Source organism: Flagellimonas profundi, from assembly GCF_017313275.1.
In the GTDB taxonomy this organism is placed as follows: Bacteria; Bacteroidota; Bacteroidia; order Flavobacteriales; family Flavobacteriaceae; genus Flagellimonas; species Flagellimonas profundi.
Genome location: NZ_JAFLNM010000001.1, coordinates 1,386,553 through 1,402,114, shown reverse-complemented (window position 1 = coordinate 1,402,114; position 15,562 = coordinate 1,386,553). Strand labels below are relative to the sequence as shown.

16 protein-coding genes are annotated in these 15,562 nt (G+C 41.2%); 9 read left to right on the top strand and 7 right to left on the bottom strand.

The annotated features are described in order from the left end of the window. The first annotated feature begins 126 nt into the window (after positions 1–126). Complete coding sequence (locus J0654_RS06530; RefSeq protein ID WP_207026921.1) at positions 127–789, top strand: DsrE family protein; 663 nt, start codon at positions 127–129, stop codon at positions 787–789. A 38-nt stretch (positions 790–827) separates the two neighbouring features. Here the strand turns inward: J0654_RS06530 and J0654_RS06525 are convergent, their stop codons facing one another. After that, a complete protein-coding gene (locus J0654_RS06525; RefSeq protein WP_207026919.1) occupies positions 828–1,580 on the bottom strand; it encodes a DUF6090 family protein in 753 nt (250 codons plus the stop codon). A gap of 66 nt (positions 1,581–1,646) precedes the next feature. Further along, positions 1,647–3,152, bottom strand: a complete 1,506-nt coding sequence (locus tag J0654_RS06520; RefSeq protein WP_207026917.1) for a S10 family peptidase — start codon at positions 3,150–3,152, stop codon at positions 1,647–1,649. 283 nt (positions 3,153–3,435) lie between these two features. Between J0654_RS06520 and J0654_RS06515 the strand changes: the two genes are divergently transcribed. From J0654_RS06515 to J0654_RS06505, 3 genes are read left to right on the top strand one after another with little or no spacing between them, the layout of a single operon-like run. Then, positions 3,436–4,092 (top strand): TrmH family RNA methyltransferase, encoded by a 657-nt coding sequence (locus J0654_RS06515; protein ID WP_207026915.1) that lies wholly within the window; start codon positions 3,436–3,438, stop codon positions 4,090–4,092. Between the two features lie 40 nt (positions 4,093–4,132). After that, positions 4,133–4,660 (top strand): SRPBCC family protein, encoded by a 528-nt coding sequence (locus tag J0654_RS06510; RefSeq protein WP_207026913.1) that lies wholly within the window; start codon positions 4,133–4,135, stop codon positions 4,658–4,660. A 2-nt stretch (positions 4,661–4,662) separates the two neighbouring features. Next, positions 4,663–5,043, top strand: coding sequence for a VOC family protein (locus tag J0654_RS06505; protein WP_207026911.1), 381 nt, complete (start codon positions 4,663–4,665; stop codon positions 5,041–5,043). A gap of 3 nt (positions 5,044–5,046) precedes the next feature. On the opposite strand, the gene J0654_RS06500 is transcribed toward J0654_RS06505, so the two are convergent. The 4 genes from J0654_RS06500 to J0654_RS06485 form a co-directional block, all read right to left on the bottom strand. Next, positions 5,047–6,735 carry an alpha-amylase family glycosyl hydrolase gene (locus J0654_RS06500; RefSeq protein WP_207026909.1) on the bottom strand — a complete coding sequence of 563 codons (1,689 nt, stop codon included), beginning with the start codon at positions 6,733–6,735 and terminating at the stop codon, positions 5,047–5,049. Positions 6,736–6,832: 97 nt separating this feature from the next. After that, positions 6,833–7,615, bottom strand: a complete 783-nt coding sequence (locus tag J0654_RS06495) for a carboxypeptidase-like regulatory domain-containing protein (RefSeq protein ID WP_207026906.1) — start codon at positions 7,613–7,615, stop codon at positions 6,833–6,835. Positions 7,616–7,690: 75 nt separating this feature from the next. After that, positions 7,691–9,436: a DEAD/DEAH box helicase gene (locus tag J0654_RS06490; RefSeq protein ID WP_207026904.1), complete on the bottom strand. Its 1,746-nt coding sequence runs from the start codon at positions 9,434–9,436 to the stop codon at positions 7,691–7,693. Between the two features lie 146 nt (positions 9,437–9,582). Further along, the gene (locus tag J0654_RS06485; RefSeq protein ID WP_207026901.1) at positions 9,583–10,164 is read right to left on the bottom strand and encodes a non-canonical purine NTP diphosphatase; all 582 of its coding nucleotides are present in this window, start codon (positions 10,162–10,164) and stop codon (positions 9,583–9,585) included. Positions 10,165–10,224: 60 nt separating this feature from the next. Here J0654_RS06485 and J0654_RS06480 point away from each other — a divergent pair, with 60 nt between their 5' ends. Both J0654_RS06480 and serA read left to right on the top strand, forming a co-directional pair. Beyond that, positions 10,225–10,677, top strand: a complete 453-nt coding sequence (locus J0654_RS06480) for a methyltransferase family protein (RefSeq protein ID WP_207026899.1) — start codon at positions 10,225–10,227, stop codon at positions 10,675–10,677. A 158-nt stretch (positions 10,678–10,835) separates the two neighbouring features. Next, positions 10,836–12,728: a phosphoglycerate dehydrogenase gene (serA, locus tag J0654_RS06475; RefSeq protein WP_207028002.1), complete on the top strand. Its 1,893-nt coding sequence runs from the start codon at positions 10,836–10,838 to the stop codon at positions 12,726–12,728. A 3-nt stretch (positions 12,729–12,731) separates the two neighbouring features. Here serA and rlmH read toward each other — a convergent pair whose 3' ends face one another. Then, positions 12,732–13,205, bottom strand: a complete 474-nt coding sequence (gene rlmH / locus J0654_RS06470) for a 23S rRNA (pseudouridine(1915)-N(3))-methyltransferase RlmH (protein ID WP_207026897.1) — start codon at positions 13,203–13,205, stop codon at positions 12,732–12,734. Positions 13,206–13,298: 93 nt separating this feature from the next. Here rlmH and nadC point away from each other — a divergent pair, with 93 nt between their 5' ends. Genes nadC through J0654_RS06455 form a run of 3 tightly spaced genes read left to right on the top strand, consistent with a single transcriptional unit; the run spans position 13,299 to position 15,561 of the window. Beyond that, positions 13,299–14,156: a carboxylating nicotinate-nucleotide diphosphorylase gene (gene nadC / locus J0654_RS06465; RefSeq protein ID WP_207026895.1), complete on the top strand. Its 858-nt coding sequence runs from the start codon at positions 13,299–13,301 to the stop codon at positions 14,154–14,156. Then, entirely contained in the window at positions 14,157–15,137 is a 981-nt protein-coding gene (locus J0654_RS06460) for a YihY/virulence factor BrkB family protein (RefSeq protein WP_207026893.1), read from the top strand. Beyond that, on the top strand, positions 15,112–15,561 hold the full coding sequence (locus J0654_RS06455) for a DUF2147 domain-containing protein (RefSeq protein ID WP_207026890.1): 450 nt from the start codon (positions 15,112–15,114) through the stop codon (positions 15,559–15,561). The genes J0654_RS06460 and J0654_RS06455 overlap by 26 nt, the downstream gene beginning before the upstream one ends. Position 15,562: the final 1 nt, after the last annotated feature.

The following is a 15,562-nucleotide window of genomic DNA, read 5'->3' as shown; positions in this document are numbered from 1 at the left end:
GATGAAGGCATTACACTATCTGGACTGTGTTCGGTTTCTGAATAAATTACGTACTTTCAATCTATAGTTTCCAGCGAATCGCAAACCATAGATGATTCAATCCTAAAACAACCCAACCATAAACCAATGAAAAAAACTATTTTCTCGTTAGTTGCAGGTCTTTTTATGTTGACCTGTTTTTCCCAAAACAAAGATCAAATTGCTGAAAATGACAGTATTTCGATGACTACTGCCGCAATGGATTCCATAATGGCGGAAAAAGCAAAAAAGAGGCAAGAAATGATGGCCAAAATCGAGGCGGCTGTCACTTATCCTGTTCTTGAGGCTGGAACATTTTCCGGGGTTATTCCCGTGGAAGATATCACCGAAACCCCTGATCCAAATCTGGAATATAAATTGATGTTCGAACTGGTCAATTTTGATAGTGATTCCCCCTCCAAATTGGATGCAAGCATTGTTGAGGTGGCACGTATCATTAATTTACATGTGGCATCCGGTATTCCTTTGGAAAATATTTTTCCAGTAATCGTGGTCCACGCAGGTTCACTGAACGCATTCACCACCAATGAATTTTATAACGGGAAATTCGGAATGGACAACCCGAACATGAAACTCATTGGGGAGTTGGAAGGTTTGGGGGCCAAGTTCATTTCTTGTGGACAGGCCATGTTTTTCTTCGAAGTGGACAAAGAGGCTTTACTGCCGATGTTCAAAGTATCATTAACGGCCCAAACCGTACTTAGCTCCTACCAAATGAAAGGATATGTGAAATATCGCATTGATAGATAAATCGATAATGTAAATGTGCTTAGGGGGATACTATAAACTCAATCCGTGGATTTGGTGTTCGAGAGCTCGATTATCCGGTCCATTGTTTTTGAAATATGATTTAGTTCCCCTGTCCAAGTGGTAGTGTTTACAATATTGTTGAGGTCGTTATGCCTGTCCAGTACATAATTGTCAAAAGCAAGGGATTCTAAAAACGTTAAATCAATTCTTGGGTCCGACAACAACTCTTTGTAGTCCAAACTATATTTAAAGTGCTCTTTTTCAAAAGGTTTTAAATGGTTGAGATAATTTTCACTGGCCCGTAATTCCTCTTCCTGATAATCGGACAATACATCCTTCCAACCAATAAGCAGTTGCCGTAGCTCATCATTGGAAATAATTTCTATCGTTGAATTGTTGAGCAAACTGTTGATGATTCCAGTGGATGGGTTATAGGTGTAGGCAAAACTGACCGTGAATAGGTGATACGACAATGAGTCCAGGTTATCTATAGTATTAACATCGATTGGTAAGCGCGATTTTAAGTATTCAGCAGACTTAAAGGTTCGTTTATGGTGCGTCATAATAGAATCCAAAAGCTTTTTATTAAAGACGAATTCTTGGTGTAGATCCTTTAAAATAAATGCCTCCTTTTGTTTCTCCTTTCGTCTATCGTTCCAATTGTTTATTTGCAGCGCCAATAAAATCCCGATCACTACAAGAAAAATCTCCCCAACGGCGTAGAGCGCGTATTTTGTGAACTTGTTTTCGGTAAACAATCGTTGCCGAATTTTGCGAAAGAATTGTATCATGAAGGTGTGGTTAAAAGGGGTAAACAATATTTCTTCATACAGGTATGCCCATATTCTTATGCTTTTCTAATTTTTTGATAAAAACTCCCGAACATCCTGCTCTAATTTTACCAAATCGGGTTTGTGGGTGTACATCATATGTCCAGCTTCGTAATAAAACATTTGTATTTTATCCCGCTCAATACCATTTCTGGAGAAGGTATATTCGGCATCAAAAAACGGACAAATCAGGTCATAATAACCACTCGCCACCATCACTTTCATTCCAGTGTTTCTGCGCATGGTTTCACTCAATTTACGGGTAACATTCACGTAGGAAGGTTCCCATCCTTTTCCTTTGGGAACCGGCTTCCAATTCCACTTGCCATATATTTCTCCATTGGATGTTAGGTAGGGCCTGTCCATTTTCACATTGAGCACAGAAGCATAATAATGGTTTAAGGAAGCTGTATATGCGGAACTTATCTGGTAACTGGACGGGTCTCCAAGGTGTGGACCATCCGTTAGTTTATCCACTTCATTGCCCATGTAACGTCCATCCAATCTACCAATGGCCAGTCCTTCATCGGCAAGCAGTTGTTTTTGAAAACGAGGTATCAATATCCTTAGGTTGGATTTTAAAATATACTGTTTGTCCAATCCAATAAAATAGCTGAGCCTATCGGCAATCTCATTTTTTTCTGTCTTTGTCAAAAGGGAACCTTTGTATAGGGCTGGTGCATAAATGTTATAGGTGAAATCCCTACATTCGTCCACAAAGGACTCCAAGGACTTGCCTTGGCCTGCTTTTTTGTGGTACCAGGCTGTTGCGGCCATACTGGGCAAATAGGTCAAATAGGATGTGATATTGTCGTGAACGGATGTGGAACCTGCATAATCCAATGCTTGAGAAATAAGCACCAAACCGTTCAATGCCATATTTTGTCCATTTCCTTCCAATGCATTGGCGACCCCAGCAGCTCTAGTGGTTCCAAAACTTTCGCCAATAATGTATTTTGGGGAAAGCCAACGGTTGTTTTCGGTAACCCATTGACGTATAAATTGTGCAACGGAATTGGCATCTTCGGTTAGGCCCCAAAAATCTTCGACCATGCCCTTGCCAATAACTTTGCTGTAGCCCGTACCTACCGGATCTATAAAAACAAGGTCCGTCAAATCCATTATCCCGTTTTTATTTTCGAGCAAGGTGTAGGGTGCTGCGCCATCATCCGCTGTAGCATTCGAATCCACTTGTACCAATCGCGGACCAAACATACCCATTTGCAACCATACGGAAGCAGACCCGGGCCCTCCGTTAAAAACGAAAGTGACGGGACGTTTGCTTATATCCGTTATCCCTGTTTGTACATAGGCAACAGACCAAATTGACGCGACAGGTTCCCCGGATTTATTTTTTAAATAGGTTTCCGATGCAATGGCCTTGTATTTTATCAATTTGCCACCATTGGTGATTTGATGGCTGCTTTCAAACGATTTTGGTTCGGGAACCGAAAGTGAATCTTTATCTGTTTGTTGGGCAGAGAGTGATAGTGTGATAAGCAAACAAATGGTAAGGTTGAAGAATTTTCGCATGGTCTTTTTTTGGTTTTCATAAATATAGTAAAAGGAATTGTCTGTCGGGCCAATTTAAATTATGGGCGAGGGTTGCAATTATCTCACGGTAAAGCTGTTCCGCCGATTCCTTCAATAATATCAGCAAATTTCCCAACCTCGATGGTCCCGATATCATTTTCTTTTTTCAATAGTTCAGTATTTAACTTGGTTCCTGATTGAATGGTTTGCATCGGGGTCATTCCAAGGTGCCATTCCTATTTTTCTATAAACTCGCATTTCTAATTTTTCCTATCTTGGTTTTATGTTTGATGATGATTTGCTGACATACCTTGAATCCTATCTTACCGAAGAACGAAAACAACGTTTTTTGGATGTCCTGAAACTACGAACAAGGCATATCACTGTTGCCATTGAGGATGTTTATCAATTGCACAATACCAGTGCCATAATTCGCAGTTGTGATGTTTTTGGGGTGCAGGATGTTCATGTGGTGGAGGATCGCTTTGGCAAACGTTTGGACAAGAATATTGCTATGGGCGCAGAACAATGGGTGGATGTAAGCAGGTATAAAAACACCTCGGATTGTATTGCCCAATTAAAAAGTAAGGGTTACCAAATTATCGCCACTACACCGCACAATAATTCCACCTTATTGCCTAATTTTTTTCCTGCGGAAAAATCAGTGATTTTTTTTGGAACGGAGAAGGAAGGATTATCTGAAGGGGTAATGCAGCAGGCGGATAGCTTCTTAAAAATTCCCATGGTCGGTTTTTCCGAGAGCCTGAATGTATCTGTTTCAGCAGCCATCATAATACAGCAACTGGCCCAAAAAGTACGTGATTCCGACCTTGATTGGCAATTGACTGATATAGAGGTTCTTGAAAAACGATTGGACTGGACCAAAAAATCCATAAAGGATGTCCATGGCATCATAAAAAGATATCTGGCCGAACAATAATTTTTGTATTTTTAACTGTGAATCAATCAATTACACAGTTATGTTAGTACTTTATATCATTTTGGGCGTAGTGGTTCTTATTCTCATTTTGGCCGCTATTGCACCAAAAAACTACGATGTTTCCAGATCTATTGAGATCAATCGCCCCAAAAGTGTTGTTTTCGAATACCTCAAATCGTTACAAAAGCAAGACGAATGGTCCCCATGGGGGAAACGTGACCCAAACATGGATAAGGAGTTTACGGGAACTGACGGTAAAGTGGGAGCCATCAGCCGGTGGAAAGGTAATAAGGAAGTAGGGGAGGGAGAGCAAGAAATTACAAATATTGTGGATGGTGAGCGTATCGATTCCGAACTTCGGTTTTTGAAACCTTTTAAATCCACTTCCGACGCCTATATCATTACCAAAGAAGTTGATAAGAATGTAACCAAAGTAGTTTGGGGCTTTTCTGGGAAGAACAAATTTCCGATGAGCATTATGATGCTGTTTATGAACATGGACAAAGCAGTGGGAAAAGATTTTGAAGAAGGTCTTGACAGTCTAAAAGAAATTCTAGAAAACCAATAGTTATGGAAAGAAATATGGTAGGATGGTTCGAGATTCCTGTAGTGGATATGGACCGTGCAAAAAAGTTTTATGATACCGTATTCCAAATTAATATCCAGTTACACGATTTGGGAGGAACAAAGATGGGATGGTTTCCCGCGGATTATGATAAGCCCGGAACATCAGGATCTTTGATTCAAAACAAGGATTGGTACAAACCGAGTAACACGGATGGAGTACTGATCTATTTTTCCAGTGCCGATGTGGACAACGAATTATCGCGAGTTGAAAAAGCAGGAGGCAAAATTACACAACCCAAAACCCAAATAAGTCCGGATATAGGCTATATGGCTTTGTTTGTGGATACTGAAGGCAACCGAATTGCATTGCACTCCAGACAGTAAAGACTACTCCACAAGCTCCAATAGGGCAATGTCAAAATCGTTATCCAAGATTACCTTTCCGTTGGCCACAGTAACCTCGGTCTCGGAATAGGTGTCGTACAGTTTAGTGCCATCACCGAAAAACCCTTTTACCCAGAGTGACTTTTTACCTTTAGGTAAATCTAGTCCAACAACCACTTTGTCCCGATACTCTCCATTGTCATAAGTTCTGGAGAAAACATAGGGCGACTTGGCCAAACGCTTGTGTTTTCCAGCGCCCACAGCAGGATGGTTGGCCCGGAACTGACCCAATTTTTGCCAGTGCTCATGTATTTTTTGCGTTTCGGGCAGGCTATCCAAATCTTCCCAATTCATAAATGATCGAAGTGTGGCGTCGCCTTCGGTTCCTTCAATGATCAAATTTCTAGAGGATTCATCTCCATAATATACCTGTGAGGCACCTGGTGTGAGCAAAAGTACATTTGCTGAACGATAAGGCTTTGTTCGGTCCTTATCGTATGGAGCGCCATCATCGTGCGAGGTTAAATAGTTGAGTACGCTTTTATCTTTTAGTTTGGTGTGGAGTAGTTTGCTGTACTTTTTAAAAATGGTTTCGTAGCTTTTGTCCGCGTCGTTTTTGAGCTCAAAATTGATAAGGCTCTTGAACCCGTAGTCAAAGTAGTCTACTTTTTTGTCACCAAAATCAAAATTTCTTCCGGCGGAAATACCGTAGTTGTACACTTCACCGACCATATAAAATGGATTGTCGTCCAGAATTTTGTCCTGATGCTTTTTTTTCCACAATTCAAAAGCGTAGTTGGCCTCCTTGTGAAGGTCGGCCCATGCGTTTTCGTTTACATGTTTTACGGTATCTACACGAAAACCATCTACCCCTAGATCATTAATGTAGTCGGTAAGCCATTTGATAATATAGTAGCGTGGGGCCCTAGGGTATCCAGTGCGGTCAAAAAATAGCTGTAATTCGTCAAGTTCCTTGCTCAAACGGCCCTCCTCTTTCCATTTGGCCAATAGCGCGTCGGGCAGTTCCACGGGCTCATCCGATTCTGTAAGAATATCGGGCAAGTTTGCTACCAAAGTACAGGCGGTAGTGTTCTCATAAGTTGTAAACTCACATTTAGGACCTGTCCTAACCCAATCATCTGGCCAAACAGGGTCTTTTTCGGTGACTGGCCCTGTATGGTTCAATACAACGTCCAAGAGAATTCGTATGCCCTTGCTGTGTGCAGTTTTCACTAAATTTTCAAGATCTTTTCTTGTTCCAAAATTAGGGTCTATGGAAGTCCAATCCTTGGCCCAATACCCATGGTAACCATAGGTTTTTCCTGTACCTTCATCCGTTGCCCCGTGGATTTGCTCTACAACCGGGGTAAACCAAATGGCATTTATGCCAAGATCGGTAAAATATCCTTCTTCAATTTTCTGTGTGATTCCTTGTATATCTCCTCCTTCAAAGCCTCTTAGAACAGCGGTTTCTTCGGTTCGGTCAAAATTAACATCGTTATCGGGATTACCATTGTTGAATCGGTCCGTCAACAGAAAATAAATATTGGCGCCTTCCCACACAAAGGGCAAATCTTTTTTGGGAGCTTCTTCTTCAACTACTTGCGCCTGTGTAACTTGCTGCTCTTTTTTAACTTTCTTGCAGCCAATAAGTGAGGATATGGAAAACAAAACAACAAGTAGTTTTTTCATGAATTGGGATTTTGTCTAAAGCTATAAAATGCGGGCGGAAAAATAAAATTTATTTATAGCCCTTTAAGACAATCCCTAGGGTTTGAGATAGAGGTAATTATTGGTTTCTGTTCAGCACTTTGTACTCTTCGTAACAACTGGAAATAGCGTCCAGAATTTGAAGGTCGTTGGCTGTTTTTATAAAGGATTTGGAATAATTACAGTTGTTGAGAATATCCTCGATATCCACTTTTTCCAATTGGAGCAACTCTGTCAAGGTTTCCCGATCGAATTTTGAAGCCAAAAGATCTCTAATATTATCATCATCCTTGATTTGGCGAAGCTTTCGCATCTGCCTCGGTTTTTTGCCAAAAAGATTCCGCAACAGATCGGCCGGATTAAGGATGGCCCCCAAAACTTTGGTGACCGCACTAGGGTTTCGGTTTCCTGCTTCATAACTGGTGGGAAGTCCGGAAATACTGTACTGGCGGGCATTGTTTATGGGTAGGTTCTTTACGTCAATTTCCAAATAACCTGTTAGCTGATAGGGTCTTACCACCACTTCTTCAAGGGCATAGGCAAGCTCCGTTAGGGCAATCTCGGTATTTCCAAATCGGAACATATCGTTGGTAACCCTCACTTTTTGGGTCTTAAAGCCTAAATACGAAAAATAAAGTGTATCGTTGACCGCAGCTGGAATGGTGAACTTACCTTCAGGATTGGTAATGGTGCCCTTTACCTGATTCAGGTTGATCACGTGCACACTTTCCAAAGGAAATTCTGTTTGGGCATTGATTACCGTTGCAGTAAAATCCTTTACCTCTTGATTTTCGTTGTCTTCAACTTGTGAAAAACCGAACAGCGGGATTAGGGACAATAGTATAAGTAGTACTCTTCTCATGCAATCTTTGTGATAATAAAAATACTAAACAAAGAAAAATAAATAGCAGAGACTTACCATTTAATATAGAATTAACTAATAAAAACCTTGTCTTTTCTTGCCTCCTTTTTTGCTGTAACCGCCTTTTTTACCTCCTTTATAAGACTTATTGCCACCTTTTCGGCCACCACCTTTTCGGCCTCTGCGTTTTTTGCCTCCTTTTCCGCCACTACCAGGGTTTTTTGAAACCTCCACATTTACAAAGCGTCCGTCCACCTTAAAATCGGTGAAGGTTTGAAGGATAAGTTCGGTAAGTTGCGCATCCGTATTAAAAAAGGAAAAAGAATCCTTGGTATCCACATTGTAGATATCCTCCTTTTCCAAGTTCAACGTATCGCGGAGGAAATCTTTTAGACTCATCCAATCGTAGCCATCACGTTCCCCAACGTTAATAAAGTAACGAACAGAACCTTCGGTGGGCATATCTCCCTTGGAGGATCCCTTCTCCTTGCCTGAATCTTGACTGTTAAGGTCTTTGGTCTTGCTATAGTAGTTGTAGAATTGGGTAAACTCTACGGAGAATATCTTTTTAATGAGTTCTTCGCGATCAATGCCTTCCAGAACATCGTTGATGGCAGGCAAATAGCTGTCAATCTCTTTGTTGACTTTGGTTTCTTTAATCTTATTTGCCAAATGATACAATTGAATCTCACAGATTTCGATGCCATCGGGAATCTTTTTTGATATAAATTCCTGTTGAATCTTCTTTTCAATGGCCTTGATCTTCCTCAACTCAGACCGTGTAATGATCACCATGGAGATTCCGGACTTTCCGGCACGTCCTGTACGACCGCTACGGTGGGTATAGGTTTCGATTTCATCCGGCAATTGATAGTTGATCACGTGGGTTATATCGTCCACATCGATACCACGGGCCGCTACATCGGTAGCTACCAACATCTGTACCTGCTTTTTACGGAAGGAGTTCATTACCAAATCCCTTTGGTTTTGGCTCAAGTCACCATGTAGGGCACCAGCGTTGTATCCATCTTCGATGAGCTTTTCCGCTACACGTTGGGTATCTCTTTTGGTTCTACAGAAGACCACGGAGAAGATTCCAGGGTTGGCATCGGCCAAACGTTTAAGTGCTGCATAACGGTCACGTCCACCTACCACATAATATTCGTGCTGTACGGTAGAAGCACCTGCATTTTTGGACCCAACGGTAATCTCGATGGGTTTGTGCATGAACTTTTTGGCAATCGTGGCCACTTCCTTAGGCATGGTCGCCGAAAATAGCCATGTGAACTTTTCCTTTGGTGTATTGGACAAAATGTCCTTGATGTCTTCATAGAAGCCCATGTTCAACATCTCATCGGCTTCATCTAGCACACAATAGTCGATTTTTGAGATGTCGACCATATTTCGGCCGATCATATCCTTCATACGGCCAGGAGTGGCCACAACAATCTGTGCGCCTCTTTTTATTTGTCTGGCTTGGTCGGTAATGCTGGCACCACCATAAATGGCGACAACATTAAGTCCTTTTACGTATTTGGAGTATAGTTTTAGTTCATTGGTGATCTGCAAGCAAAGCTCTCTTGTAGGGGAGAGGATCAATCCCTGAGTGGTTCTGCTGTCCTGTTGGATCTTCTGGATCATCGGAAATCCAAAGGCAGCGGTTTTACCTGTTCCTGTTTGGGCAAGGGCCACCAAATCGGTTTCCTGCTCCAATAATATCGGAATTGATTTTTCTTGTACTTCAGAGGGGGATTCAAATCCAAGGTCGGAAATAGCATCCAATAGGGGTTTGTCCAACCCCAAGGCTTCAAATTTTGTCATAGCGGTGTAAATACCTTAAATCGCAAATATGTTTGTGTTGTATAGAGCGATTTTTAGTATTTCCCGTTCAAGCCCATCACAACACCTTGCCCATACCGGCGGCGTTAATAAAGCGGCAAAGGTACACTTATTTTGATCGGTACAAGCTAAGTGGCGTTCTTTTTTAAGAATGCCACCAATTTTTGAATGGCCCTACCGCGATGACTAATAGCATTTTTGGTCTTAGAAGACAGTTCACCAAAGGTTTGATCATATCCATCAGGTTTAAAGATGGGGTCATATCCAAAACCACCTTCTCCATGTTGTTCGGTAGTAATCCGACCCTCAACAATACCATCAAATGTAAAACTTACGCCTTGCAGGTTTAAATGGACCACAGTTTTAAAGTGAGCGGATCGAACATCGGTTCCTTCCAATTCGGATAGTAGCTTTGCCATGTTGTCCGAGGCATTTTTTTGTCCTCCAGCATATCTGGCAGAATACACACCGGGAGCGCCATCCAAAGCATCAACAAGTAATCCTGTGTCGTCGGAAAAACAATCCAGACCATAGGTTCGGGTTACATAATCGGCTTTGATCTTGGCATTTTCTTCCAGCGTATCGCCAGTTTCAGGGATTTCATCAAAGCACTCTATATCTTTTAAGGAGAGTAGCTCAATGTTTTCGGGAAGCAACTGCTGAACTTCCTTTAGTTTATGGTCGTTATGGGTGGCAAAAACTAGTTTCAAATCAAAAAGGATTCTATTTTGAGTTTCAAAAGTAGTAATTTCGGACTTTAAGCGATTTTTATGAAAATGAAAGTGCCACCGGCCATGGTGATGTTGGTTTTTGGAGGATTAATGTATGTATTGGACAAATTTTTGCCTGTAGGCGAATTTGATTTTTTTGGCAAGCATGAACTGGCGATGTTTCTTTTTGGCCTTGGTGTTGTGGTGATTTTGATATCGGTAATCCAATTTTTCGCCAGAAAAACCACAGTTGACCCATTGAATCCCAATAAAACTTCAAAATTGGTAACCAATGGCATCTATAAATTTACCCGAAACCCGATGTATTTGGGCATGCTTCTTTTTTTGTTGTCCTTTGGTCTAAAATTGGGCAATGCATTCAATACTTTGGTTGCAGCTGGGTTTGTATCGTACATGAACCATTTTCAGATTAAACCCGAAGAAGAGGCCTTAATGAAAATGTTCAGTAAGGAATATAACATCTATTGCAAACTGACAAGACGTTGGTTCTGAGAAACGGAAGTTAAAAAATGTACTTTTTTGGGTGGCATTTAAAACAAATCGTAACGGATTTTTGATTTATCCGCAAATGTGTAAGGTTTTTGATAAGTTCCGATTATAAGGATAGAATTAATGTTTAATTTTATGCCTTAATTTTTTTGAAACAACTCATGGTGGAAACAGGACGCAAATATGTGTTCGATTTTGATAGTACGCTCACACGTGTTGAAGCGTTGGATGTTCTTGCGGAAATGACGCTGCATGGCAACCCAAAAAGAGACGAGATCGTGGCGGAAATCCAAAAGATCACCAATTTGGGGATTGATGGGGATATTTCCTTTACGGAATCCTTGGAACGAAGAATCCGTTTGTTGAATGCCAACAAGAGGGACTTGGAAGACTTGGTGGTCGAACTCCGTCAAAAGATTTCAAAGTCTATTGAAGCGAACAAGGAATTCTTTTACGAGTATTCCGATGATATCTATGTGATTTCCTGTGGTTTCAAGGAATTTATAGACCCCATTGTTGAAGCGTACAATATTCCATCCGATAGGGTATATGCCAATACCTTTACATTTGATGAGGAAGGCAACATTACAGGTTTTGATGAAAACAATGTACTGGCGGCCCACAACGGAAAAATAGAATGTTTAAAAAACTTGGATTTGGAAGGCGAGGTCCAGGTAATTGGTGATGGCTACAGCGACTATGTAATGCGCGAAGCCGGTATCGCCCATAAATTTTTTGCCTACACAGAAAATGTGCATCGTGAAAAAGCGGCCATCAATGCCGATCACGTAGCGCCGAACTTAGATGAATTTTTATTTGTAAACGATTTGCCAAGAAACTTATCATATCCCAAGAACAGAATCAAGATCCTTTTACTGGAAAATGTGCACCCAGCTGCTTTTGAAAATCTTTCTGAAGAAGGTTTTTCGGTTGAGCTGATTAAAACCAGTCTATCCGAAGAAGACCTTATTGAACGCATTAAAGGTGTTCATGTGCTGGGGATCAGGTCCAAAACCCAGGTAACCCAAAAAGTACTCGATGCCGCCGATAAATTGATGGTAGTTGGTGCATTCTGTATTGGAACCACACAAATAGACCTCGATTACAGCAAAAAGAAAGGGGTAGTGGTCTTTAATGCACCGTACAGCAACACCCGTTCCGTTGTGGAGCTTGCCGTTGGGCAGATCATTATGCTCATGCGAAGCATTTTTCCACGAAGTACGGAAATCCATAATGGAGAGTGGAATAAGACAGCTGCAGGTTCACAGGAGGTGCGTGGCAAAAACCTTGGTATTGTGGGGTACGGAAACATCGGTAAACAAATGTCCGTTTTGGCCGAAGCCATGGGGATGAAAGTGTATTACTACGATGTAAACGATCAATTGGCACTTGGTAACGCTGTAAAATGCGAAACGTTAGAGGATTTGTTGAATGTTTCCGATGTGGTTACCCTGCATGTGGACGATAATAAGGCCAACAAAAACTTTATTGGGGAGCGAGAACTCAATCAAATGAAGAATGGAGCCAAACTCATTAACCTCTCCAGAGGGTTTGTAGTTGATATTGATGCCTTGGCCAACGCACTTAAGAGTGGGAAATTGGGCGGCGCGGCCATCGATGTCTATCCATCCGAACCACGAAGCAACGGGCCATTTGAGACTCCGTTACAAGGGTTGTCCAATGTGATCCTCACTCCACATATTGGTGGTAGTACAGAGGAAGCACAACGGGATATTGCCGATTTTGTTCCCAATAAAATCATGGATTATATCAATTCAGGAAATACAGTGGATGCTGTAAACTTCCCAAATATAAGATTGCCCAAACAGAACAAGGCGCACCGATTTTTGCATATTCACCGAAACGTTCCGGGTATTATGGCCAAGATCAATGAAATATTGGCGCAATACGGGCTCAATATTTCCGGACAGTACCTTTCTACTGATAGTGAGGTAGGTTATGTGATCACCGATTTGGATAAAGAGTATGATAAGGATGTGATCAAGGCTCTCAAGAAAATCGAGAACACCATCAAGTTTAGGGTGCTTTATTAATTATTATTGGTGATGATAGGGTTCATTCCTGAGGATGGTAAACCCCCTGTAAATCTGCTCCACAATGAACAATCGAACCATTTGGTGGGAAAATGTCATTTTGGATAGACTAACTTTCCCTGAACTTTTGGCGTAAACGGCATCACTAAATCCATAAGGTCCACCGATTACGAATACCAGGTTTTTAATGCCGCTGTTCATCTTTTTCTGTAAAAACCGGGCAAACTCAACAGAGGTGTATTGTTTTCCTTTTTCATCAAGCAAAATTAGAGTATCCGTAGGTTGCAGTTGCGCTAGGATCAGTTCGCCCTCTTTTTCTTTTTGCTGGGTTTCGGAAAGATTTTTACGGTTTTTTATATCCGGGATCACCTCCAATTGAAACTTGATGTAATGCTTCAGCCGTTTCTTGTAAACGGTTATAAGTTCTTCCAGTTCAGCCTTATCGGTTTTGCCAATGGCGATCAAAGTAATCTGCATGCCCAAAAATAAACGTTTCGCATTAAATTAAGCATGTCAAAGTGATGTACAACGAACAATGTTTTTATTATTTTCGTTTAAAACCCCATTTGGATGATTTCCGAAGAACAATTTCAAAACGAACTGGATTTGATCATTGCCAATGCCGTTAGGGAGGATGTTGGTGATGGTGACCATAGTTCCCTGGCCTGTATTCCCGTATCGGCAAAAGGAAAGGCAAAACTACTTGTAAAGGACGAGGGTGTCTTGGCAGGAGTGGGTTTTGCCAAACAAGTATTCAACTATGTTGATCCGGATTTGACCATGGAGATTTTGCTGGAAGATGGAGCACACGTTAAATATGGCGACATCGCTTTTTATGTGGAAGGTAGCTCACAAAGTATTTTAAAGGGCGAGCGATTGGTGCTCAATGCCATGCAACGTATGAGTGCCATTGCTACCAAAACCCAGGATTTTGTTTCTATTTTGGACGGGACCGGAACCAGGATATTGGATACTCGAAAAACCACTCCGGGTATTCGTGCTTTGGAAAAATGGGCCGTTAAAATCGGAGGAGGGGAAAATCATAGGTTTGCCTTGTATGACATGATCATGCTCAAGGATAACCATATCGATTTTGCTGGTGGAATTACAAAAGCCATTCAAAAAACACAGGATTATTTAAAAGAAAAGGACAAGGACCTAAAGATTATCGTTGAAGCCAGGAATTTGGATGAGGTGGATGAAATATTGAAATCAGATGGTGTATACCGTATTCTTTTGGACAATTTTGATTATGATGATACCCGCGAAGCAGTGCAACGAATAGGGGATAAGTGCCTTACCGAGTCTTCGGGCGGCATTACTGAGGACACGATTCGAAAATATGCCGAATGCGGCGTGGATTATATTTCATCCGGAGCCTTGACCCATTCCGTTTACAATATGGACCTAAGTCTAAAAGCAGTTTAAATGTCCGCAGCCATAGAAGAGAAGTTGGAAAAAATACCCGTAATCAATTGGATTGTGCGGTTGTTGAAAAAAATTAAGCTCAAAGCTTTTGAGGGACTCTCTTTCTATGACCTGATTGAAATGTATTTGATGGGAATTGTCAAAGGGGCACTTTCCTCGAGGGCCAGTTCCATCGCTTTCAGTATTTTTCTTGCGTTGTTTCCCCTGCTGATTTTTTTGGTGACCATGATTCCCTTTATTATTCCATACGTGAGCGTGGGCAATGAGAATTTCGACGCCCAGTTTTTGGACTTTTTGGAGTCTTTTCTTCCTTCGGCAACGAGTGATTACTTTGGCGATATCTACCAGCAGATTAAAGATCAAAAGCAAGGCGGTCTATTATCCTCTGCTTTTATTTTGTCCATTTTTCTTATGGCAAATGGGGTCAATGCCATATTTGGGGGGTTTGAGAATTCCTATCATGTTGAATTGACAAGGAACTTTTTTCGTCAGTATGCCTATGCACTAATGGTTGGCCTGATCCTATCCATTTTATTGATTGTGGGAGCTGTGGCTTTCGTTTATTTTGAATTTTATATTGTGGAATATACCAGTGAATATTTGGGTAAAACTTTGGGTTACGATGTGGAGAAAGGTGACACCATTGGCATACAAGTGGCAAAAGTCCTATTCTTCCTTTGTTTGCCTTACTTCACTACTGCCATACTCTATTATTTTGGTACAGCGGAAGGTAGAAAGGCCCGATTCTTTTCCGCAGGTGCCCTAATGACGACCCTATTGTTTTTATTGACTTCTTATCTTTTCGGAATATACGTTGAAAAGTTTGCACGCTACAATGAACTTTATGGCGCTTTGGGAGGATTGTTGATTTTAATGGTGTTCATATGGTTGAATTCTAATATATTATTGTTAGGTTTTGAACTGAACGCAACCCTTAACTCTTTAAAAAAACGACATGAACAACAGCAAAACCCTGAATAAATGGATATATCTTGCCTGTTTTCTGCTTTGCCAGATAACTTGGTCACAAACCGTTTTCGGTAAGTGGAAAACCATTGATGACCGCAATGGAATTACCAAGGCTATCATCGAAATATATAGGGAAGATGGTTTAATGCACGCCAAGGTGGTTGAAATTCTGGAGGAGGGCAAAAAAGGGGCTTTGTGCACCAAATGTGAAGGTGATAAAAAAGATAAACCCATCCTCGGTATGAAGATTATGGAGGATTTCGAGAAGAACAATAAAGGTATCTACAAGGGCGACACCTTGTTCGATCCTGAACAGGCCATGACTTTTAAAGGAAGGGTGTGGTTGGATGAAGATAATGAAGACCGACTTAAAGTAAGGGGATATTTGGCATTTTTGTACAGAACCCAAACATGGCACAGGGTTGTAGAGAATTGAT

Bases quoted from the DNA above. Each gene is read 5' to 3' on its own strand.
- J0654_RS06525 (WP_207026919.1), bottom strand. From the start codon at position 1,580: ATGATACAATTCTTTCGCAAAATTCGGCAACGATTGTTTACCGAAAAC.
- J0654_RS06530 (WP_207026921.1), top strand. From the start codon at position 127: ATGAAAAAAACTATTTTCTCGTTAGTTGCAGGTCTTTTTATGTTGACC.
- J0654_RS06460 (WP_207026893.1), top strand. From the start codon at position 14,157: ATGTCCGCAGCCATAGAAGAGAAGTTGGAAAAAATACCCGTAATCAAT.
- J0654_RS06520 (WP_207026917.1), bottom strand. From the start codon at position 3,152: ATGCGAAAATTCTTCAACCTTACCATTTGTTTGCTTATCACACTATCA.
- J0654_RS06515 (WP_207026915.1), top strand. From the start codon at position 3,436: ATGTTTGATGATGATTTGCTGACATACCTTGAATCCTATCTTACCGAA.
- J0654_RS06500 (WP_207026909.1), bottom strand. From the start codon at position 6,735: ATGAAAAAACTACTTGTTGTTTTGTTTTCCATATCCTCACTTATTGGC.
- nadC (WP_207026895.1), top strand. From the start codon at position 13,299: ATGATTTCCGAAGAACAATTTCAAAACGAACTGGATTTGATCATTGCC.
- J0654_RS06490 (WP_207026904.1), bottom strand. From the start codon at position 9,436: ATGACAAAATTTGAAGCCTTGGGGTTGGACAAACCCCTATTGGATGCT.
- serA (WP_207028002.1), top strand. From the start codon at position 10,836: ATGGTGGAAACAGGACGCAAATATGTGTTCGATTTTGATAGTACGCTC.
- rlmH (WP_207026897.1), bottom strand. From the start codon at position 13,205: ATGCAGATTACTTTGATCGCCATTGGCAAAACCGATAAGGCTGAACTG.
- J0654_RS06510 (WP_207026913.1), top strand. From the start codon at position 4,133: ATGTTAGTACTTTATATCATTTTGGGCGTAGTGGTTCTTATTCTCATT.
- J0654_RS06455 (WP_207026890.1), top strand. From the start codon at position 15,112: ATGAACAACAGCAAAACCCTGAATAAATGGATATATCTTGCCTGTTTT.
- J0654_RS06505 (WP_207026911.1), top strand. From the start codon at position 4,663: ATGGAAAGAAATATGGTAGGATGGTTCGAGATTCCTGTAGTGGATATG.
- J0654_RS06480 (WP_207026899.1), top strand. From the start codon at position 10,225: ATGAAAATGAAAGTGCCACCGGCCATGGTGATGTTGGTTTTTGGAGGA.
- J0654_RS06495 (WP_207026906.1), bottom strand. From the start codon at position 7,615: ATGAGAAGAGTACTACTTATACTATTGTCCCTAATCCCGCTGTTCGGT.